The sequence below is a fragment of the Caldimonas caldifontis genome, from assembly GCF_002930615.1.
In the GTDB taxonomy this organism is placed as follows: domain Bacteria; phylum Pseudomonadota; class Gammaproteobacteria; order Burkholderiales; family Burkholderiaceae_C; genus Caldimonas; species Caldimonas caldifontis.
Genome location: NZ_PSNX01000010.1, coordinates 211,153 through 230,346 on the forward strand (window position 1 = coordinate 211,153; position 19,194 = coordinate 230,346).

At 65.8% G+C, this 19,194-nt stretch carries 17 protein-coding genes; 4 read left to right on the top strand and 13 right to left on the bottom strand.

Going from position 1 to position 19,194, the window contains the following annotated elements; genetic code table 11:
- Positions 1-37 precede the first annotated feature (37 nt).
- From C1704_RS12060 to dusA, 3 genes are read left to right on the top strand one after another with little or no spacing between them, the layout of a single operon-like run.
- Positions 38-931, top strand: coding sequence for a DMT family transporter (locus C1704_RS12060; RefSeq protein WP_104303011.1), 894 nt, complete (start codon positions 38-40; stop codon positions 929-931).
- Between the two features lie 17 nt (positions 932-948).
- The gene (locus C1704_RS12065) at positions 949-2,061 is read left to right on the top strand and encodes an enoyl-CoA hydratase/isomerase family protein (RefSeq protein WP_104303012.1); all 1,113 of its coding nucleotides are present in this window, start codon (positions 949-951) and stop codon (positions 2,059-2,061) included.
- Positions 2,062-2,067: 6 nt separating this feature from the next.
- Complete coding sequence (gene dusA, locus C1704_RS12070) at positions 2,068-3,093, top strand: tRNA dihydrouridine(20/20a) synthase DusA (protein ID WP_104302965.1); 1,026 nt, start codon at positions 2,068-2,070, stop codon at positions 3,091-3,093.
- A gap of 9 nt (positions 3,094-3,102) precedes the next feature.
- On the opposite strand, the gene C1704_RS12075 is transcribed toward dusA, so the two are convergent.
- The 12 genes from C1704_RS12075 to aptA all read right to left on the bottom strand — a co-directional run bounded on the left by C1704_RS12075 (position 3,103) and on the right by aptA (position 17,536).
- Positions 3,103-3,966, bottom strand: coding sequence for a DMT family transporter (locus C1704_RS12075; protein ID WP_104303013.1), 864 nt, complete (start codon positions 3,964-3,966; stop codon positions 3,103-3,105).
- A 44-nt stretch (positions 3,967-4,010) separates the two neighbouring features.
- On the bottom strand, positions 4,011-5,501 hold the full coding sequence (locus C1704_RS12080; protein ID WP_104302966.1) for an aldehyde dehydrogenase: 1,491 nt from the start codon (positions 5,499-5,501) through the stop codon (positions 4,011-4,013).
- 8 nt (positions 5,502-5,509) lie between these two features.
- A complete protein-coding gene (locus tag C1704_RS12085; RefSeq protein ID WP_104302967.1) occupies positions 5,510-6,859 on the bottom strand; it encodes a DUF3138 family protein in 1,350 nt (449 codons plus the stop codon).
- Positions 6,860-6,906: 47 nt separating this feature from the next.
- Positions 6,907-7,758: an ABC transporter permease subunit gene (locus tag C1704_RS12090; protein ID WP_104302968.1), complete on the bottom strand. Its 852-nt coding sequence runs from the start codon at positions 7,756-7,758 to the stop codon at positions 6,907-6,909.
- Positions 7,755-8,696: an ABC transporter permease gene (locus tag C1704_RS12095; RefSeq protein WP_104302969.1), complete on the bottom strand. Its 942-nt coding sequence runs from the start codon at positions 8,694-8,696 to the stop codon at positions 7,755-7,757. The genes C1704_RS12090 and C1704_RS12095 overlap by 4 nt, the downstream gene beginning before the upstream one ends.
- Entirely contained in the window at positions 8,693-9,829 is a 1,137-nt protein-coding gene (locus tag C1704_RS12100) for an ABC transporter ATP-binding protein (protein ID WP_104302970.1), read from the bottom strand. Before C1704_RS12100 ends, C1704_RS12095 begins: the two co-directional genes overlap by 4 nt.
- Before the next feature lie 17 nt (positions 9,830-9,846).
- The gene (locus C1704_RS12105) at positions 9,847-10,983 is read right to left on the bottom strand and encodes a polyamine ABC transporter substrate-binding protein (RefSeq protein WP_104302971.1); all 1,137 of its coding nucleotides are present in this window, start codon (positions 10,981-10,983) and stop codon (positions 9,847-9,849) included.
- 53 nt (positions 10,984-11,036) lie between these two features.
- Positions 11,037-12,434 carry an aspartate aminotransferase family protein gene (locus tag C1704_RS12110; protein ID WP_104302972.1) on the bottom strand — a complete coding sequence of 466 codons (1,398 nt, stop codon included), beginning with the start codon at positions 12,432-12,434 and terminating at the stop codon, positions 11,037-11,039.
- Positions 12,435-12,461: 27 nt separating this feature from the next.
- Positions 12,462-13,829: a glutamine synthetase family protein gene (locus C1704_RS12115; RefSeq protein ID WP_104302973.1), complete on the bottom strand. Its 1,368-nt coding sequence runs from the start codon at positions 13,827-13,829 to the stop codon at positions 12,462-12,464.
- A 93-nt stretch (positions 13,830-13,922) separates the two neighbouring features.
- Entirely contained in the window at positions 13,923-14,720 is a 798-nt protein-coding gene (locus C1704_RS12120) for a gamma-glutamyl-gamma-aminobutyrate hydrolase family protein (RefSeq protein ID WP_104302974.1), read from the bottom strand.
- A 179-nt stretch (positions 14,721-14,899) separates the two neighbouring features.
- Positions 14,900-16,201, bottom strand: coding sequence for an NAD(P)/FAD-dependent oxidoreductase (locus C1704_RS12125; protein WP_104302975.1), 1,302 nt, complete (start codon positions 16,199-16,201; stop codon positions 14,900-14,902).
- Between the two features lie 27 nt (positions 16,202-16,228).
- Positions 16,229-17,536, bottom strand: a complete 1,308-nt coding sequence (aptA, locus tag C1704_RS12130) for an omega-aminotransferase AptA (protein WP_104302976.1) — start codon at positions 17,534-17,536, stop codon at positions 16,229-16,231.
- A gap of 173 nt (positions 17,537-17,709) precedes the next feature.
- On the opposite strand from aptA, the gene C1704_RS12135 reads away from it, so the two are divergent.
- Positions 17,710-18,189 (top strand): Lrp/AsnC family transcriptional regulator, encoded by a 480-nt coding sequence (locus tag C1704_RS12135; protein ID WP_104302977.1) that lies wholly within the window; start codon positions 17,710-17,712, stop codon positions 18,187-18,189.
- Here C1704_RS12135 and speB read toward each other — a convergent pair.
- Complete coding sequence (gene speB, locus C1704_RS12140; protein ID WP_104302978.1) at positions 18,161-19,114, bottom strand: agmatinase; 954 nt, start codon at positions 19,112-19,114, stop codon at positions 18,161-18,163. The two genes, C1704_RS12135 and speB, sit on opposite strands and share 29 nt — an antisense overlap.
- Between the last annotated feature and the right edge of the window lie 80 nt (positions 19,115-19,194).

Sequence of the window (19,194 nt, forward strand, 5' to 3'; positions counted from 1 at the left end):
CCTCGGCTCGCTGAGCCACGGCCGTGCCGTGGCGCTGATGGTGCTGGTGACGCTCCTGTGGAGCATCGCCGGTGTCGTCACGCGTCATCTGGAGGCCGCACGGTCCTTTGAGGTGACCTTCTGGCGCAGCTTCTTCAACGCCGCCTTCATGGTCGTGGCGCTGGCGCTGTGGAAGGGGAAGGGACTGTGGGCGGAGCTGCGCGATGGAGGCTGGCCGCTGTGGATGTCGGGCGTGATGTGGTCGATCATGTACACCTGCTTCATGGTGGCGATCACGCTGACCACGGTGGCCAACGTGCTGGTGACCATGGCCCTTGGGCCGCTGATGACCGCCTTGCTGGCACGCCTTGCGCTCGGGCATCGGCTGCCTGCGCGCACCTGGGCGGCCATCGCTGCAGCCGGCGTGGGCATCGCCTGGATGTACGGCCGCGAGCTGGCCGGCGCCGAACTGCGCCACCTGGTGGGCACCTTCGTGGCGCTGGGCGTGCCCGTGGCCGCAGCCATCAACTGGACGGTGATCCAGCGCACCACCCACCAGCCGAGCTACGGCCGTCGCCGCGACATGTTGCCGGCAGTGCTCATTGGGGCCGTGATTTCGGCGGCTGTGACACTGCCCCTGGCCTGGCCTTTGCAGGCCTCCGTCCATGACCTGGGGCTGCTGGCCACGCTCGGTGTGTTCCAGCTTGCCGTGCCCTGCCTGATCGCCGTGCAGCTGGCTCGGGTGTTGCCGGCGCCCGAGGTGGCCTTGCTGGCCCTGCTGGAGGTGATCTTCGGCGTGGCCTGGGCCTGGCTGGGTGCGAACGAAGTGCCATCGCCGCATGTGCTCCAGGGTGGCGTTCTGGTGCTGGGCGCCCTGGTGCTCAATGAAGCGCTGGGCCTGCGGCGATCGAAGGCCGTGGCACCCACGGCTGCAGCCATTGACCCCTCATGACAAGGAGACTGACGATGATGTCTGCGACCCTTCCTGCTTTGAGCGGTGACGGCCTGGTGGTGGCCGAGCGTCGCGGCAGCCTGGGACTGATCACGCTGAACCGCCCCCAGGCCCTCAATGCCCTGTCGCTGTCGATGATCCGCGATCTCACCACGCTGCTGCTGGCGTGGCGTGACGATGCTGCCGTGCAAGCGGTGTTGGTGCGCGGCGCCACGCAGGAAGGCAAGGGCGTGGCGTTCTGCGCCGGCGGTGACATCCGCTTCTTCCATCAGGCGGCATTGGCCGGCGATCCGAGGCTGGAGGACTTCTTCACCGAGGAGTACACCCTCAACCACCTGATCCACGGCTACCCCAAGCCCTACATCGCCCTGATGGACGGCATCGTCATGGGCGGCGGCATGGGGATCAGCCAGGGCGCGGCGCTGCGCATCGTCACCGAGCGCACGAAGATGGCCATGCCCGAGACGAACATTGGGCTCTTCCCGGATGTGGGGGGGGGCTGGTTCCTGTCTCGATGCCCGGGCCGTGTCGGGGAGTTTCTGGCGCTCACGGGCCAGGTGATCGCCGCTGGCGATGCCGTGACCTGGGGGCTGGCGGACGGCTACCTGCCCAGCCAGGCCCTGGACAGCCTTGTCGAGGCGCTGTCGGTCGATGCGGACGCGGTCAGCCTGCTGGCACTGGCCCGCTCACGGCTGCAAGGCGTGCCGCCGCCGGTCCTGCAGGAACACAAGCCTTTCATCGACCACTGCTTTGCCGCAGCCGACGTCGCGGGCATCGTGGCGGCCCTCGAGGCCGCGATCGGCAACACCTGGGCGCAGGAGACCGCGGCCACACTGCGCAAGCGCTCACCGCTCATGCTGGCCGTGACGCTGGAGCAGGTGCGCCGTGCCCGCCGCATGACGCTGGCCGAGGACCTGCGCATGGAGCGCGACCTCGTACGCCACTGCTTTCATCTGCGGTCTGGCGCCGATAGCGAAACGGTCGAGGGCATCCGGGCGCTGGCCGTGGACAAGGATCACGCGCCCCGGTGGAAGCCTGCGCGGATCGACGAGGTGACGGCTGAGATGGTGCAAGCCTTTTTTGTGAGTCCGTGGCCGGCCCACGCCCATCCATTGCGCAACTTGCGTTGAGCGCTGATGCATTCTGTGCCTGATCGCAGCCTCTGGCGCCTGTCCGTCGCTCCGATGATGGACTGGACGGACCGGCATTGCCGCTATTTCCACCGGCTCATCACCCGACATACCCGTCTGTACACCGAGATGGTGACCACGGGTGCGTTGCTGCACGGCGACGTGGCGCGGCACCTGGACTACAACGCTGAGGAGCATCCGCTGGCGTTGCAGCTTGGCGGCAGCGAACCGGAGGATCTGGCCGCCTGCGCACGGCTTGCACAGCGATGGGGCTATGACGAGGTCAACCTGAACTGCGGCTGCCCCAGTGAACGGGTGCAGCGCGGCGCCTTCGGGGCCTGTCTGATGAACGAGGCCGCGCTGGTGGCCGACAGCGTGAAGGCCATGCGCGATGCGGTGGACCTGCCGGTGACGGTGAAGCATCGCATCGGCGTGGACCGGGTGGAAAGCTATGAGTTCGTCCGCGACTTCGTGGGCACGGTGGCCCAGGCCGGCTGCGAGGTCTTCATCGTGCATGCGCGCAACGCCTGGCTGCAGGGCTTGAGCCCGAAGGAAAACCGTGAGATCCCGCCGCTGCGCTACGAGATCGTGCACCGCCTCAAGCGCGAGTTTCCCCAGCTGACCATCGCCATCAATGGCGGCCTGAAGGACGATGAGGCCGTCGCGGCCCAGCTGGAAGTTCTGGACGGTGTGATGGTCGGCCGCGAGGCCTATCACAACCCGTATGTGATGGCCGGATGGGACAGCCGCTTCTTCGGCGACGAACGTTCCGTGCCAGGCCGAAGCGAGGTGGAGGCCGCGATGGTCGCCTACTGCGAGCGCCAGCAGGCCGAGCATGGCGTGCCGTGGCCGCACATCGTGCGCCACATGCTGGGCCTGTACAACGGCCTGGCCGGCGCACGCAAGTGGCGCCAGGTGTGGTCGGATCACCGCCTCAAGGCCTTGCCTGCCGCCGAGGTGATGAAGCGGGCCCGGGAGGCCATGGCGGCCAGTGCGGCGTTGGCGCGCGAGGGGGCCAGCGCGTCGTCGTGAGCGTGTGCCTCAGGCGGCTGGCCGGCGTGCCGGCCAGGTGGCGAGGAGCACACCGCCCAGCGCCAGGCCGAAGGCCAAGGCATGCAGGGGGGTGAACCGTTCCCCCAGTGCCACCACCCCGACCAAAGCTGCACTGACCGGCAGGAAGACCGTGAAGATGCCCGCCGACGAGGCTGGCACGTGCCGCAGGCCGGTCATCCATAGCCACACCGTGATCATGCTGGCGGCCAGCGAATAGAACACCAGCAGCAGCCAATGGCCCGCGGCCACGGAGCCGAAGTCGAACTGCGCGGCCAGAACCACCCCGAAGGGCGTGACCAACGCCCAGCCCCAGAGGTTGACCAGGGCGCTGATGCGCTTGGCCGAGACGTTGCCGGTGAGCTTCTTGCCAATCACCACATAGAGGGCTTCGCAGCACACGGCGGCGAAGAGCAAGGCATTGCCTAGCAGGGCGCTAGAGCCGCGGGTCGCGCCCTGGGCGTCTGTGGCCTTGCCGATGGAGAGCAGGGCGATGCCACTGACCGCCAGCACGATGGCCGCCTGCACGCGGGGAGCGATGCGCTCACCCAGCAGCAACCACGACAGCACGGCCACCACCGCCGGGATGGAGGCCATGATGACCCCCGCCGCCAGGGCTGAGGTGAGCGACACGCCATAGAGCATGCACACCGAGAAAAGGAAGTTGCCGAAGAAGGATTCCCAGAACAACAGCCGTCGGTCGGCAGGGCTCAGCGGCTTTTCGCCCGGCTGGCGCCTGACCCAGCCGGCCATCGCCACGGCGCCGATGCCGAATCGCAGCCACGCCAGCAGCAGCACCGGAAACACCAGCACCAGGACCTTGGACAGCGCGACGTAGCTGCCCACCAGGCCCATGCTCAGCGCCAGCGCGCCATACGATGCCAGGGGGACGACACGGGTCAAGTGTCGATCCTCAGCCAGGTGGTCTTGAGTTCGGTGTACTTGTCGAAGGCATGCAGCGACTTGTCACGCCCGTTGCCCGATTGCTTGTAGCCGCCGAAGGGCACGGTGATGTCGTCCTCGTCGTATTGATTGACGTGCACGGTGCCGGCGCGCAGGGCCCGCGCCACGCGATGGGCGCGGTCGATGTGGTGGCTCCAGACGCTGGCCTGCAGGCCGTAGGTGGAGTCGTTGGCCAGGGCCACGGCCTGGGCTTCGTCCCGGAAGCGGATCACGCTGAGCACCGGGCCGAAAATCTCCTCGCGGGCGATGCGCATGTCGTTTCGCACGCCATCGAAGAGGGTGGGCTCCACATAGTGGCCCCCGGTGTCTGCGCGCACCTGCCGGCCGCCCGTCACGAGGCGGGCGCCTTCCTCTTGGCCGGACGCGATGAAGCCCAGCACCGTGCGCAACTGGCCTTCGTCGACGAGGGCGCCCATTTCGGTGGTCTCGTCCAGAGGATCGCCCGGCTGGAAGGTGGGTGCGAGGGCCTGGACGCGGGCGACGAACTCGTCGGCAATGGTGTCCTGCACCAGCAGGCGTGAAGGGGCGTTGCAGGACTCCCCCTGGTTGAAGAACATGCTCGCCGCGGCCGTCTTCGCGGCACGATCGAGGTCCTGGAAGTCATCGAAGACGATGAAGGCCGATTTGCCGCCCAGTTCGTTGTACACGCGCTTCAGGTTGGAGCGGCCCGCGTACTCCAGCATGCGCCGGCCCACGCGCGTCGAGCCGGTGAAGCCGATGGCATCGACGCCAGGGTGCAGGGCCAGGGCTTCGCCGGCTTCATGGCCGTACCCTGGGACGACGTTGAAGACACCTGGTGGCAGTCCGGCCTCCAGGGCGAGTTCGGCCAGGCGCAGGGCCGTGTAGGGTGATTTCTCGGAGGGTTTGAGCACCACGCTGTTGCCGGTGGCCAGGGCGGGCCCGAGCTTCCAGGCGGCCATGATCATCGGATAGTTCCAGGGCACGATGGCACCGATCACGCCCATGGGCTCTCGCGTGATGAGTGCCAGCGCCTGGGGCCCCGTGGGGGCGATTTCGTCGTAGACCTTGTCGATGGCTTCCGCGTACCAGGCGATGCAGCGCGCGGCGGCGGGCACATCCACCGAGGTGCTGTAGCGGATGGGCTTGCCCATGTCGAGGGTTTCGAGCAGGGCCAGTTCGTCCTTCGAGGCCAGGATCTTCTCGGCAAAGCGTTGCAGCACCCGCTTGCGGGCGGCGGGGGGCTGGCGCGACCAGCGGCCCTCCTCGAAAGCCTGGCGGGCCGCGGCAACGGCCACCTCCACGTCGGCCTGGCGACCGCGGGCCACCGCGCCCAGCCGCCGGCCGTCGATGGGGGAGTGCTTCTCGAAGGTCTCGCCGTCCGCCGCCTCGACACGCCGTCCCTGGATCAGGGCTCGGCCATCGAAGCTGACGTTGGCAGCACGCTGGTGCCAGGGGGTGCGACTCATGGACAGGCTCAGAAGTTCAGCACCACGGCGGTCGAGAGCATGTGGGCGCGCTTGCGGTAGCGGTCCTGGATCTCGTCATAGAAGTTGTACCCGTTCGAGCCGTCGAAGCGGTACTCGAGCTTGAAGGTGGTGTTCAAGCTGTAAAGATACTTCAGGCCGAAGGTCATCGCATAGCGGTTGGCACCCTTGTCCGGGTCGATGACGCTGCCGTCGGAGGCCAGCTTGGGGCCGAAGCCGTTGCGGCCATCGAACTCACCGCCACTCAGCGGCGAGCCGTAGATCCCGCCGCCATTCTTCTCGTTGTGGATGTAATCGGCGCGGAAGATCCCCTGCAGGGTGGGTGTGAAGTTATAGGCCATCAGACCCGAGAGGCCCCACCACTGGGCGCGACCGTCGTTGGAGGCTGCGGCATCTGCCGAGCCCAGCGCCACCTGGCCCTGCCAGGTCCAGTTGCCGCGGATGTAGTAAGCGTCGAACTGGAAGAGGTTGATCGTTTCCCCGGCTTCCTTGCCATGGACGCCGGCGAAGCCGAAGCCGTCGAATTCACCCTTCGAGTAGTCGATGCGATAGACCAGGGCACCATGCCGTGCGTCGCGGTCGTAGCGGTTGGCGTTGACGTTGGCGATGCCGATGCGGTTCCACCACTTGCCCCGCGTGATGTCGATGGCGGCACCCGTGTAGTAGCTGGGCAGGGTGAAGTCGAACAGCAGGTTGTGGCTGATCAGCGGATGCTGGTGGGAGAAGGGGTATTCATAGCCCGACCAGTCAGGGATCACACCGGCCCAGAAGCGGGTCTGGTTGTCGGTGATGGGGACCGAGACCGACGCTTCATGGATCCAGCTGCCGACGTTGAAGCCGGACGAACCACTCTTGTGCGGCAGCAGGGTCAGACGCCAGATGGACTGGTCTTCGGTTTCCTTGACGATGTCGATGACCGCCTGGCCGAAATAGGAGTTGTCAAAGGCGTAGGCATCCCGACCGTAGCTGTTGCCCACGCCGTCGAAGTTGTTCAGGAAGGCAAAACTTTCCCCATAGCGATCGGTCCACAGGAAGGTCGGATCCATCATGCCGCTGATGCGCAGGCCCTTGAAGCCCGAGGCTTCCTGGTTGTCCTCCAGGGCCTCGGTCTTGGCGCGGATGCGGTTGAACTCGACCTGCTGGTCCGGCGTCATGCCGGCCGACGGGGCGGGTGCCGGCGCGGCTTCGGCCGCCTTGAGCTTGCGCTCGAGCTCCTGCACGCGTTGCTGCAGGGCCCGCAGTTCGTCGAGCAGCTCCTTGTTGGACTGCGCATGGCCGGCCAAGGGGAAGGCGGCCATCAGGGCCAGGCTCAGGGTCGTGATCTTCCAGGTCGTTGTCATGGTGGCTCCTCGAAAAATCCGTCGAAAACAGCGCTTGCATACCCTTGTTAGCCCGCGCGTGCGGCGGCTGCGAGCTCCAGGCTGCGCCGCCGTTCGGCTCGGGCGATCAGATAGCTGGCCAGGATCACGCCGATGGAGACGATGACGATGATCACCGTGGCCATGGCATTGACACTCGGGTTCAGGCCCAGGCGGGCACGCGAGAAGATCACGAGCGGCATCGTGGTCGAGCCCGGGCCGCTCAGGAAGGCTGAGAGCACCACGTCGTCGAGCGACAGCGTGAAGGTGAGCAGCCACGCCGAAACCATCGACTGGGCGATCATCGGCAGTGTCACCAGAAAGAAGAGTTGCGAGGGCCGCGCCCCGAGGTCCATGGCGGCTTCCTCGAGCTGGGGATTGAGGTCGCGCAGGCGGGCCTGGATCACCACGGTGGCGTAGGCCACGCCGACGAGCGTGTGTCCGATCCAGATCGTGAACATGCCCCGGTCGGGGAAGCCCAGCACGCGCTGCACCGACACCAGCATGAGAAGCAGCGACAGGCCGACGATGACCTCGGGCATCACCAGCGGGGCGTTGACCATGCCCGAGAAGAGCGTGCGGCCGGCAAAGCGCGTGTACTTCACCAGGGTGAAGGCCGCCAGCAACCCCAGCACCACCGAGGCGCAGGCGGTGAAGAAGGCAATGCGCAGTGACAGCCACAGCCCGGCCATCATCTCCCGGTCTTCCAGCAAGGCCGCATACCACTTGAGCGTGAAGCCGGCCCAGGTGGTGGGCACCGGGGAGTCATTGAAGGAGAACACCACCAGGGCGACGATAGGCACGTAAAGGAACAGCAGACCGGCGGCCAGCCAGCCGACGTGCACCCAGGGTGCGGCACGGGTCTGAAGGCGCGCGCTCATCGGCCGGCCTCCCGCGCCTGGGCCTGGTAGCGGTGGAACAGGGCCAGGGGCACCAGGATGAGCAGGATCATCACGACAGCCAGCGTCGAGGCCATGGGCCAGTCGTTGTTGCTGAAGAACTCGTCCCACAGCACCCGCCCGATCATCAGCGTCTGCGGCCCGCCCAGCAGTTCAGGGATCACGAACTCGCCCACGCAGGGAATGAACACCAGCATGGAGCCGGCGATGATGCCGGCGCGCGACATCGGCACCGTGATGCGCCAGAAGGCCTGCCAGGGTGTGGCGCCCAGGTCGGCGGCCGCTTCCAGCAGGCGCAGATCGAGCTTCGAGAGCGTGCCGTACAGCGGCAGGATCATGAAGGGCAGGTAGGTGTAGGTCATGCCCAGCACGAGCGAGAAGGGCGTGTGCATGAACTTGTCCGGAACCGTGAGCAGCCCCAGGGCGTAGAGCAGGTCGCCAACCCCGGTGCTCACCAGCAGTTCGGCCGCCCACCCGCCGTCGCTCAACAGGCCCTTCCAGGCGTACACGCGCAGCAGGAAGGAGGTCCAGAAGGGCAGCATCACCAGCATGAGCAGCGCCGGCTGGAGGGTGGCACGGCTGCGGGCCATGAAGTAGGCAAATGGATAACCGATGAACAGGCACAGCACCGTGGTCGCCGCGGCGTACTTCAGCGAGGCCACGTAGGTGCTGAAATACAGCTCATCGGCCAGGATGTAGGCGTAGTTGCTCAGCTTGACCGTGAGCTGGAGCACCCCGTCACTCCAGCTCAGGATGTCCTTCACCGAAACCGTCTCCATCTCGGAGACGCTGATCTTCACGACGATGAAGAAGGGAAGCAGGAAGAAGGCCAGCAGCCACAGGTAGGGAATGCCGATCACCACGGACCGGCCGCGGAGCCAGCGCCGTTGGGTCGCGGCGATGACGGCGATTGCCTTCATTGCGTGAGCACCACCTGGGCGGTGTCGGGCCAGCTGGCCCAGGCCGTATCGCCCCAGGTCAGCGCTTCGCTGCGCCAGCGCTCGGTGTTGCTCTGGCTGATCTTGAGCACGGGCCCCTGGGCCGGCTGGAGGTGGTAGACAGTGAAGCTGCCGAAGTAGGACAAATCCTTGATGGTGCCTTGCAGGCGATTGTGAGGGCCGGGAGGGGTGTCGCGGGAGATGCGGATCTTCTCCGGCCTGACGGCCACCGTGACGGCCATCCCTTCGGTGCCGGTGATGCCGTGGCCGACGTAGTGGCTGCAATGGCCGCAATCGATCACGACATGATCGGGGTGGTCTTGAACCAAGGTGCCGTCCATGAGATTCACGTTGCCGATGAAGTCGGCCACGAAGCGGCTCGCAGGGGTCTCGTAGATATCGCTCGGCTCACCCACCTGCAGGATGCGGCCCTCGCTCATCACCGCAATGCGCGAGGCCATGGTCATGGCCTCTTCCTGGTCGTGCGTCACCATCACGCAGGTCACACCCACTTCTTCGATGATGTTCACCAGCTCGATCTGCGTCTCTTCGCGCAGCTTCTTGTCGAGCGCCCCGAGCGGTTCGTCGAGCAAGAGGAGCTGCGGGCGCTTGGCCAGGCTACGGGCCAGCGCCACGCGTTGTTGCTGCCCACCGGAGAGCTGGTGGGGCTTGCGTTTGGCGTAGGCCTCCAACTGCACGAGCTTGAGCATCGCAGCCACACGCTCGTCGATCTCGGCCCTGGGCAGGCGATCGCGCTTGAGACCGAACGCGATGTTCTCCCACACGCTCAGATGGGGAAAGAGCGCATAAGACTGGAACATCATGTTGATGGGGCGCTCGTAGGGCGGCAGGCCGGCCAGGTCCTGGCCGTCGAGCACGATGCGCCCGGAGCTGGGTGTCTCGAAGCCCGCCAGCATGCGCAGCAGCGTGGTCTTGCCACAGCCGGAAGAGCCCAGCAGCGCGAAGATCTCGCCCTTGGCGATGTCCAGGCTCACGTGGTTGACGGCTCGTTGTCCGCCGAAATCCTTGACCACATCCTGGATCTGCAGGAAGCTGGGGTTGCGGACCCCTGCTGCCTGCACGGACGGTGCAGGGGTGTCGATGAGGGCTGCCATGTCGGGCGTGATCCGGCTCAGCGGCCCGTCTTGAAGGCCGTGAAGATGCGCGTGGTCTGGCGACGCAGGTCGTTGTTGATCGCGTCCGGGGCGGCCATCTTGGCCAGGTCCTGGGCCGACAGGAAGACTGAAGGGTTGCTGGCAACTTCCGGGCGCACGAACTTCTTCGAGTCGATGTTCGGGTTGGCGTAGAAGACCTTGTTCGTCAGGCTGGCGTGCACCTCGGGACGCAGGATGTAGTTGATGAACTTGTAGGCGTTGGCCACGTTCGGGGCGTCGCTGGGGATGACCATCACGTCGAAGAAGAGCACACCGCCTGTGGCCGGGATGGTGGCCTCGATGTTCTGGCCCGTCTTGCCGTCAATCGCCCGCTGGCGCGCGATGTTGATGTCACCCGACCATCCCAGGGCGAGACAGATGGAACCGCTGGCCATGTCGTTGATGTAGCCGGAGGAGCTGAAGAGGGTCACGTGGGGTCGGATGCTGCGCAGCAGGTTGGCCGCTTCGTTGTAGTCGGCCAGGTTCTTGCTGTAGGCCGGCTTGCCGAGGTAATGCAGCGCCGCGGGAATGACTTCCGAAGCCGAGTCGAGCACCGAGACCCCGCAGGATTTCAGGCGCGAGACATATTCGGGCTTGAAGAGCAGGTCCCAGGAGTTGGCGGGCATGGGCAGGTCACCGAGGGCGGCCTTCACCTTGTCGACGTTGATGCCCACCGTGGTGTATCCCCAAAGCCAGTTCACCATGTACTGGTTGCCGGGGTCGAGCTTGGCCAGCTGCGCCTGCACCGCCGGGTCGAGGTGCTTCAGATTCGGGATCTGGGACTTGTCGAGCTTGGTGAGCAGGCCGCCGTCCATCTGCAGCTTGGCCCAGTTCGACGACGGCACGACGATGTCGTAGCCGGTGCGACCCGCCACCAGCTTGGCATGCACGATCTCGTTGTTGTCGAAGTTGTCGTAGCGCACCCGGATGCCGAACTCCTTCTCGAAGTTGGCGATCGTGTCGGGGGCGATGTAGTCCGACCAGTTGTAGATGTTCAGGACCTTGGAGTCCTGCGCCAGGGCTCCTCCCGCGCCGGACAGGACTGCCGCTGCGCCCAGCGCACCGAGGGCGCCGGCAAGACGGCGGGGAAGGGAGCGAAAAGGCTGCAATTTCATCGTCGAGTCTCCAGGTCTGACAACAAAAACGAATCCGGTACACATCCAGGCCCTCAGGCCATCCATCCTTCGCGACGCGCCTGCTCCAGGGTCAGGTCGAGGCACCGCCGGATCAGGGAGCCCATCTCATCGATCTGCGCGGTGGTCATCACCAGCGGCGGGGCCATGATCATGCGGTTGCCCACGGCGCGCATGATCAGCCCATTGCCGAAGCAGTGCCCGCGACAGACCATGCCGATGCCCACCTCGTCCGGGAAGAGCTCGCCGGTGACCTTGTTCTTGACCAGCAGCAAGGCGCCCATCAGGCCGCAGGTTTCGGCATCGCCCACCAGGGGGTGATCCTTCAGTGTTTCGAAAAGCTTTGCAAGATGTGGGCCGGCGGTGTCGCGTACATGCTGCACCAGGCCGAGTTCGCGGATCAGCCGGATGTTGGCAACCCCGACTGCACAGGCCGTCGGATGCCCCGAGTAGGTGTAGCCGTGCTCGAACTCGCCGCCTTGCTCGATCATCACCGTGGCCACACGGTCGCCCACCATCACGCCGCCCAGGGGGATGTAGCCGCTGGTGACGCCCTTGGCGAAGGTCATGAGATCGGGACGGACCCCGAAGCGTTCGCAGCCGAACCAGTGGCCGGTGCGGCCGAAGCCGCAGATGACCTCGTCGCTCACCAGCAGGATGCCGTACTGGTCGCAGATCCGCTGGATCTCGGGCCAGTAGGTTTCCGGGGGGATGATCACGCCGCCGGCGCCTTGGACCGGCTCGCCGATGAAGGCCGCCACCTTGTCCGGCCCCACCTCCAGGATCTTGTCCTCGAGCCAGCGGGCGGCCACCCGGCCGAAATCGTCACGGCTCATGGAGCGTCCCAGCGCATACCAGTAGGGCTGCTCGATGTGGACGATGCCCGGGATGGGCAAGCCGCCCTGGGCGTGCATGGCCGCCATGCCTCCCAGGGAGGCGCCCGCCATGGTGGAGCCATGGTAGGCGTTCTTGCGGCTGATGATCACCTGCCGCTGCGGCTGGCCCAGCACGTCCCAGTAGCGGCGCACCATGCGAACGACGGTGTCGTTGCCTTCCGAGCCCGAGCCGGTGAAGAAGACATGGTTGAACTGCGGGGGCGTGACTTCGCACAGGAGTTCGGCCAGCTCGATGGGCGGCGGCGTGGCGGTCTGGAAGAAAGCGTTGTAGAAGGGCAGTTCCCGAAGCTGTCGGGTGGCCGCGTCGATCAGGGCCTGCTGGCCGTAACCGACGTTCACGCACCACAAGCCGCTCATCGCGTCGAGGATCTTGTGGCCCTCGCTGTCCCACAGATAGATGTTGTCGGCGCGGGTGATGATGCGAGACCCCTTGCGGGCCAGGCTCTGGAAATCGGTGAAGGGGTGCAGGAAATGGGCGGCGTCGGCACGCTGCCAGTCGGCGGTACTGCGCGTGGTCCGGGACGTGACGGTGTTCATGTGGGCTCCTGAAGAACGAGGGGGCAGTCAGACATGCAGCAGCAGGTGCTCGCGCTCCCAGGGGGAGATCACCTTCATGAACTCCTCGTGTTCGATCTCTTTGATTTCGGTGTAGACGGTGATGAAATCCTTGCCCAGCACGTCGTGCAGCTCGCCTTCGGCCTTCAGTGCCGCCAGCGCTTCACCCAGGCTGCGAGGCAAGGCGTAGGCTCCCAGATAGGCATCCCCCTTGCATTCGGGGGTGGGTTCGATGCGGTGCTTGAGCCCCAGGTAACCGCAAGCCAGGGTGGCTGCCAGGGCCACGTAGGGATTGGCATCGGCGCCGATCACCCGGTTCTCGATACGTCGCGCAGCAGGGGTGGCCACCGGCGAGCGGATGCCCACCGTGCGGTTGTCGGTGCCCCACTGGATGTTGATCGGCGCTGCCGTGGAGCGGGCCAGGCGGCGGTAGGAGTTGACATAGGGTGCGAACAGCGCCATCGCCGCCGGGATGTAGCGCTGCAGGCCGCCGATGTACCAGAAGAAGGCCTTCGAGGGGCTGCCATCGTCATTGCTGAAGATGTTGCGCCGTGTGTGGCGGTCGACGATGCTCTGGTGCACATGCATCGCGCTGCCAGGCTCGTTGGCCATCGGCTTGGCCATGAAGGTGGCGTACATCTCGTGGCGAAGCGCCGCTTCGCGGATGGTGCGCTTGAAGAAGAACACCTCGTCGGCGAGCTGCATGGGGTGGTTGTGCAGGAAGTTGATCTCCATCTGCCCGGCACCGACCTCATGGATCAAGGTATCGACGTTGAGCTCCATCTGTTCGCAGTAGGCATAGATGTCCTCGAACAGCGGGTCGAACTCGTTGACCGCGTCGATGGAATACACCTGACGCGAAGTCTCCGCCCGGCCGCTGCGCCCGCGCGGTGGACGCAGCGGCTGGTTGGAGTCGGTGCTGCGCTCGATCAGGTAGAACTCCAGCTCGGGGGCTACCACGGGATCCCAGCCTTCGGCGGCGTAAAGATCACACACACGTCGCAGCACGGAGCGTGGCGCGTAGGGCACCAGCTGGCCATGCCTGTCGAAGCAGTCGTGGATGACCTGAGCCGTTGGGTCGACTGCCCAGGGCACGATGCGCACGGTGGCGGGATCCGGGCGCAGGTGCATGTCCCGGTCGGTGGGGGTGATGACGTCGTAGTAAGGGCCTTCCTCCGGAAACTCGCCGGTCACCCCGATCGCGACGATCGCCTCAGGCAGGCGCATGCCGCGATCCTCGGTGAACTTTTCTCGCGGGAGAATCTTGCCGCGCGCGACCCCGGTGAGGTCGGGCACGAGGCACTCGATCTCGGTGACCCGCCGTTCGTTGAGCCACTGTTCCAGGTCGCTGAAGTTGAAGCTCTCTCTGACCACCATGATGTCCTCTTGCGTTGAGCCGCAGCGGCGGCTGCGATGTGGGTTGTCGGGCCGTGTGGCCGGTCCGTCTCGGGAACGCGGGAGGATGGGGTCTCAGGTGCCTCGATCCTCCAGACCGTCACGGATGCGGTCGCGGTAGGCCTGACAGGCCTGGCCAAAGGCCTTGAAGAGCTTGACGGAGACCGGGTTGACGTCGGCCTGCCATTCGGGATGCCATTGCACGCACAGATTGAAAGCTGGCGCCGCTGTCACGGTGAAGGCCTCCACCAGACCATCGGGAGCGGTGGCCTCGACACGCAGGCCGGTCGCCAGCCGCTTGATGCCTTGGCCATGGACGCTGTTGACGTCGAACTCCCCCGGTCCGAGGATCTGCTCCAGCAGGCCTCCAGCCTCGACACGAACGGGATGGGCCAGCCCATACTGGACCTCCACGGGCGCTTCCGCGCGGGCGCGATGATCTGCCAGGCCTGGCTGTTCATGAACAGCCTGGTGCAGACTGCCGCCCAGGGCCACGTTCACCTCCTGGAAGCCGCGGCAAATCCCGAACATCGGAATGCCTCGCGCCAATGCCCGTCGGACCATCGGCAAAGTCCAGTCGTCGCGCACTGGATCCAGCGGAAGCGAAGGATCATGCACCGATTCGCCGAAGTGGCGGGGGTGCACGTTCGATGCAGAGCCGGTCAACAAGAATCCGTCGGCCAGATCCAGGAGTTCGTCCACTTCGGCCGCCTGCGCGGCAGGCACCACGAGCGGGATGCAGCCCGCCAGACGAACGGCATCGATGTACTTCTTGCCCGCCACATGAAAGGGATGGTGTCCAAGCATCCGGTTGCAGGCAGGAACCAGCACGACGGGACGCGGCCGGTTCGAGGACGAGGTCTTGGTGCTCATTGGGCTTGCTGCGCTGGGTTCTTAACCCGGTCTTGCGACGCGGCGCACTGGGCTTACTGGTGCAAACAGGAGAAAAAGGAAAACACGACTTCCTCGTGCAAGCAGTGTGCCAAAGCAATGGCCGAAGTCAACGCAGTTCGCCTCGGGGACTACCCGCGTCTGATCGCTTGAGGGGCGCATCAGAGAGCATCCTTCAACCGGTAGTAGGCCATGCCCAACACCAGCGCCGGCATGCGCAGCCAGCGTCCACCCGGAAAGGGTCGGTGGCGCAGGCGTGCAAAGGTATCGAAGCGTGCCGCATCACCCGTCATGGCTTCGGCCACCAGACGGCCGGCCAGGCCGGTGAGTGCGAGGCCATGGCCCGAGAATCCCTGCAGGTAATAGATGCTCTGACCTTGGGCGGGCAGGCGGCCGAAATCGGGCGCACGGTTCATCGAGATGTCGACGAAGCCACCCCATGCAAACTCCACGGGGATGTCGCGCAGCGCAGGGAAGGTGCGCGCCATCCGCTGCTGCAAGCCGCTGGCCAGGTCTCGGGGCGTGCGGGTGCTGTAGCTGACGCGTCCCCCATAGAGCATGCGCTCATCGGCAGTCGGACGGAAGTAGTCAAGCACGAAGTTGGTGTCGCACACGGCCGATCGTGAGGGGATGAGCTTGCGCACCGTCTCGGAGCCCAACGGCCGCGAACACACGATATAGGTGCCGACCGGCATGATGCGTGCCTCGAGTTGGGGCGCCAGGCCTTGCAGGTAGACATTGCCCGCCAGGAGGACCTGCGACGCTCGCACACGCCCCTTCGGTGTTTGCAGCACAGGACGAGCGCCTGCGGACCATCGCTCCACCGGTGTGTTCTCATGAAGGCGAACACCCAATCGGGCGGCCGCGTCGGCCAGACCCAGCGTGTACTTCAGGGGATGGAGGTGACCCGAGAGGGCGTCATGCACCCCACTGTGAAAGCGTGGGCTGTCGATCCAGTCCGGCAACTCGGCCGGACCGATCCAGCGCGTGTCGAACCCATAGACCTTGGCCATATGCTCATGCCATCGGCGCAAGGCCCGCGACTTGCGTTCGCCTTCGGCGACAGCCAGGTAGCCGGCCTGCCAGTCGCAGTCGATGCCGAAGCGTTCACAGCGCGAGTGAATGAGGCCCAGCGCCTCCAGCGTCATGGCCCAGACCCGTCGGGCCTCATCCAGGCCGAGCTGGGACTCAATTTCGGCCTGGTCGCAGGCCAGCCCCGCAAGCGCCTGGCCGCCGTTGCGCCCCGAGGCTCCCCAACCCACTTCCCGCGCCTCGAGCAGGGCCACGGTACGTCCGCGGTCCGCCAGTTCGATCGCAGCGGACAGTCCGGCAAGCCCGCCACCCACGACGGCCACGTCCACGTCGAGATCATGGTCCAGTGCCGCAAAGCGCTGCACACGCGGTGCCGTGGCCGCGTAATAGGAGTCGCGCGCAAGATCCTGATCGATGCGCAGCAGGCTCATGCAGCGTGGGCTCGGCGGCTCCGCGGTTCAGCGCACGCGCCGGATGGCGTCAGCCACCGTACTGACGATCCGATCGATGTGCGACTTCTCGATGATCAGCGGCGGTGACAGCGCGATGGTGTCACCGGTGGTGCGGATCAGCACCCCGTGCTCCCAGCAGTCGAGGAAGACCTCGAAGGCCCGCTTGGCCGGCTCCTCCGGGCGCGAGGCGAGTTCAATGCCGCCCACCAGCCCGATGTTGCGCACGTCGATCACATGCGGCAGGCCTTTGAGTGAGTGCACGGCATCGGCAAAGTACGCCTGCATCTCGGAAGCCCGCGTGAGCAGGCCATCGTCTGCGTAGGTGTCCAAGGTGCCCAGGGCCGCCGCACAAGCCAGAGGGTGAGCGGAATACGTATAGCCGTGAAAGAACTCGATCAGGTGCTCGGGACCTTGCATGAACGCGTCGTGGATTGCCTGTTTCACGAACACGGCACCCATGGGGACGCAGCCATTCGTGATGCCCTTCGCCACGGTCATCAGGTCAGGCGTCACGCCGAAGGTCTGCGCCGCAAAGGGCTGGCCGGTACGGCCGAAACCGGTGATCACTTCGTCGAAGATCAGCAGGATGCCGTGCTTGTCGCAGATCTCACGCAGACGCTGCAGGTAGCCTTGCGGTGGGATCAGCACGCCGGTCGAGCCCGCGACGGGCTCGACGATCACCGCGGCGATGGTCGAGGCGTCGTGCAGCGCGATCAGGCGTTCCAGGTCGTCAGCGAACTCTGCGCCGTGAGCCGGTTGGCCGCGCGAGTAGGCATTGCGGGCCGGGTCGTGGGTGTGGCGGATGTGGTCCACCCCTGCGAGCAAGGTGCCGAACATCTTGCGGTTGGCCACCATGCCGCCCACCGAGATGCCGCCGAAGTTCACGCCGTGGTAGCCGCGCTCGCGCCCGATCAGCCGGGTGCGCTGACCTTCGCCCCGGACACGGTGGTAGGCGATGGCCATCTTCAGCGCTGTCTCCACAGACTCCGAGCCGGAGTTGGTGTAGAAGACCTTGTTCATCCCAGGCGGGGTGATCTTCACGAGTCGCTCGGCCAGTTCGAAGGCCTTGGGGTGTCCCATCTGGAAGGGAGGGGCGTAGTCGAGCTCGGCCGCCTGCTGCTGGATCGCCTGAACGATCTTCGGGCGTGCATGACCGGCATTCACACACCACAGCCCGGCCACGCCATCGAGCACCTGGCGACCCTCGGGCGTCCAGAAATACATCCCGTCGGCCCGCGCCAGCAGGCGAGGGGCCTTCTTGAACTGGCGGTTGGCCGTGAACGGCATCCAGTAGGCGTCGAGGTCCTGGTACATCGCGGGTCTCCTGTGGGCGCGGGCCGGCCCATGCCTTCCCAGCATGGTTCACCCCCGCGCGAAGTCAAGCGCCAGTCTAGGCGGGGGCGTGCGCAATAGGCTTGCGCAATGGGGGTGGGGAAGCCCTGGCCTTTCGCATAAGATGCGAACATTCATCCGTTATGCACAATCCCATGCGCCCCTTGCTGCCTTCTGTGCAACTCGATGCGATCGACCGCGCCATTCTGGAGGTCCTGCAGGAGGATGCACGCCTGACGAACGTCGAACTGGCCGAGCGGGTGCACCTGTCGCCGTCGGCCTGCCTGCGCCGGGTCCGTCAACTGGAAGAAGCCGGCGTGATTGCGCAGTACGTGGCGTTGCTCAACCCCAAGAGCGTGGGGCAGCCCGGCACCTCCTTCACCATCGTCAACGTCGAGCGGACCACGCCCGACACCCTGCGCAGCTTCGAGCAGGCCGTGCGCGACGAGCCGCAGATCCTCGACTGCTTCTACGTGGCAGGCAGCAACGACTACCTGCTGCGCTTCACTTACCGCGATGCCGAGGACCTCGAACGCTTCCACGCGGACGTGCTGGCGCGTCTGCCAGGTGTCGTGCGATCGAACTCGATGCTGGTGCTGCGCACCGTCAAGAAGACGACGGCGCTGCCGTTGTGACGCCGGCGCTGCGGGCCATGCGGCCGCACAGGTAGGTCCAGACGAAGGCTGCGGCGGCCTGGCTCGTCAGTTCTGCGTGGTCGTAGGGTGGCGCCACTTCCACGCAGTCCATGCCCACGAAAGGCAGGTCGGCCAGTTCCTCCAGCAAAGTCAGGACCTGGGTGCTCGTGAGCCCCCCCGGCTCGGGCGTGCCCGTGCCCGGCGCGAAGCTGGGGTCGAGGCAGTCGATGTCCAGCGTGAGATACATCGGTGGCCGACCAGACGCCTGCCAGCGCTCGCGGATGGCCTGGACGACCGGAGCCATGCCGGCCGGGCCATCCCGTCCACGCAGGTCCCGGGCCGTGAAGATCTGCCCACCGCGATCGCGAACGTACTCGCGCGCGGCCCGCTCCCCCGACGAGCGGATGCCGATCTGCGTGACACATTCCGGCACCACCAGACCTTGCTGAAAGGCTTCATGCACCCAGGTGCCGTGCCCGCTGGGCTCGCCGAAGTGGTCCTCCCAGGTGTCGCAGTGGGCATCGAAGTGCACCACCGCCAGGGGCTGTCCCAGCCATTCGCGGTAGGCCTGCAGCAAGGGCAGGGTGATGGAGTGATCGCCGCCCAGCCACACCATGTGGTGCTGGCGGATGAGCGTCTTCACGAGAGGTGCCATCGCGTAGCGCATGTCTGCCAGCGATGTGTTGGGCAGCGGCAGGTCGCCACGATCGGTGAGCTGGTTTTGCGGCGCCACATCGAAATGAGGATGGATGCCGTCGCACAGCATGTGGCTGGCTTCCCGGATGGCACGCGGGCCGAAGCGAGCGCCCGGTCGGTTGGTGACGGCGCCGTCCCAGGCAATGCCCCCGATCCCGTAGGGACGGGCCAGCTCGTTGCGGGCGGACTTCAGGAAGCTGCTGTCGGACAGGAAGGCAAAGGCTGTCATGGAAAAGTGCGGAAGCAGGGCGTGACGTCCACTCTAGACCAAGGCACTTTTTGCATCACGCAATTTTGTTTTCTTGATGT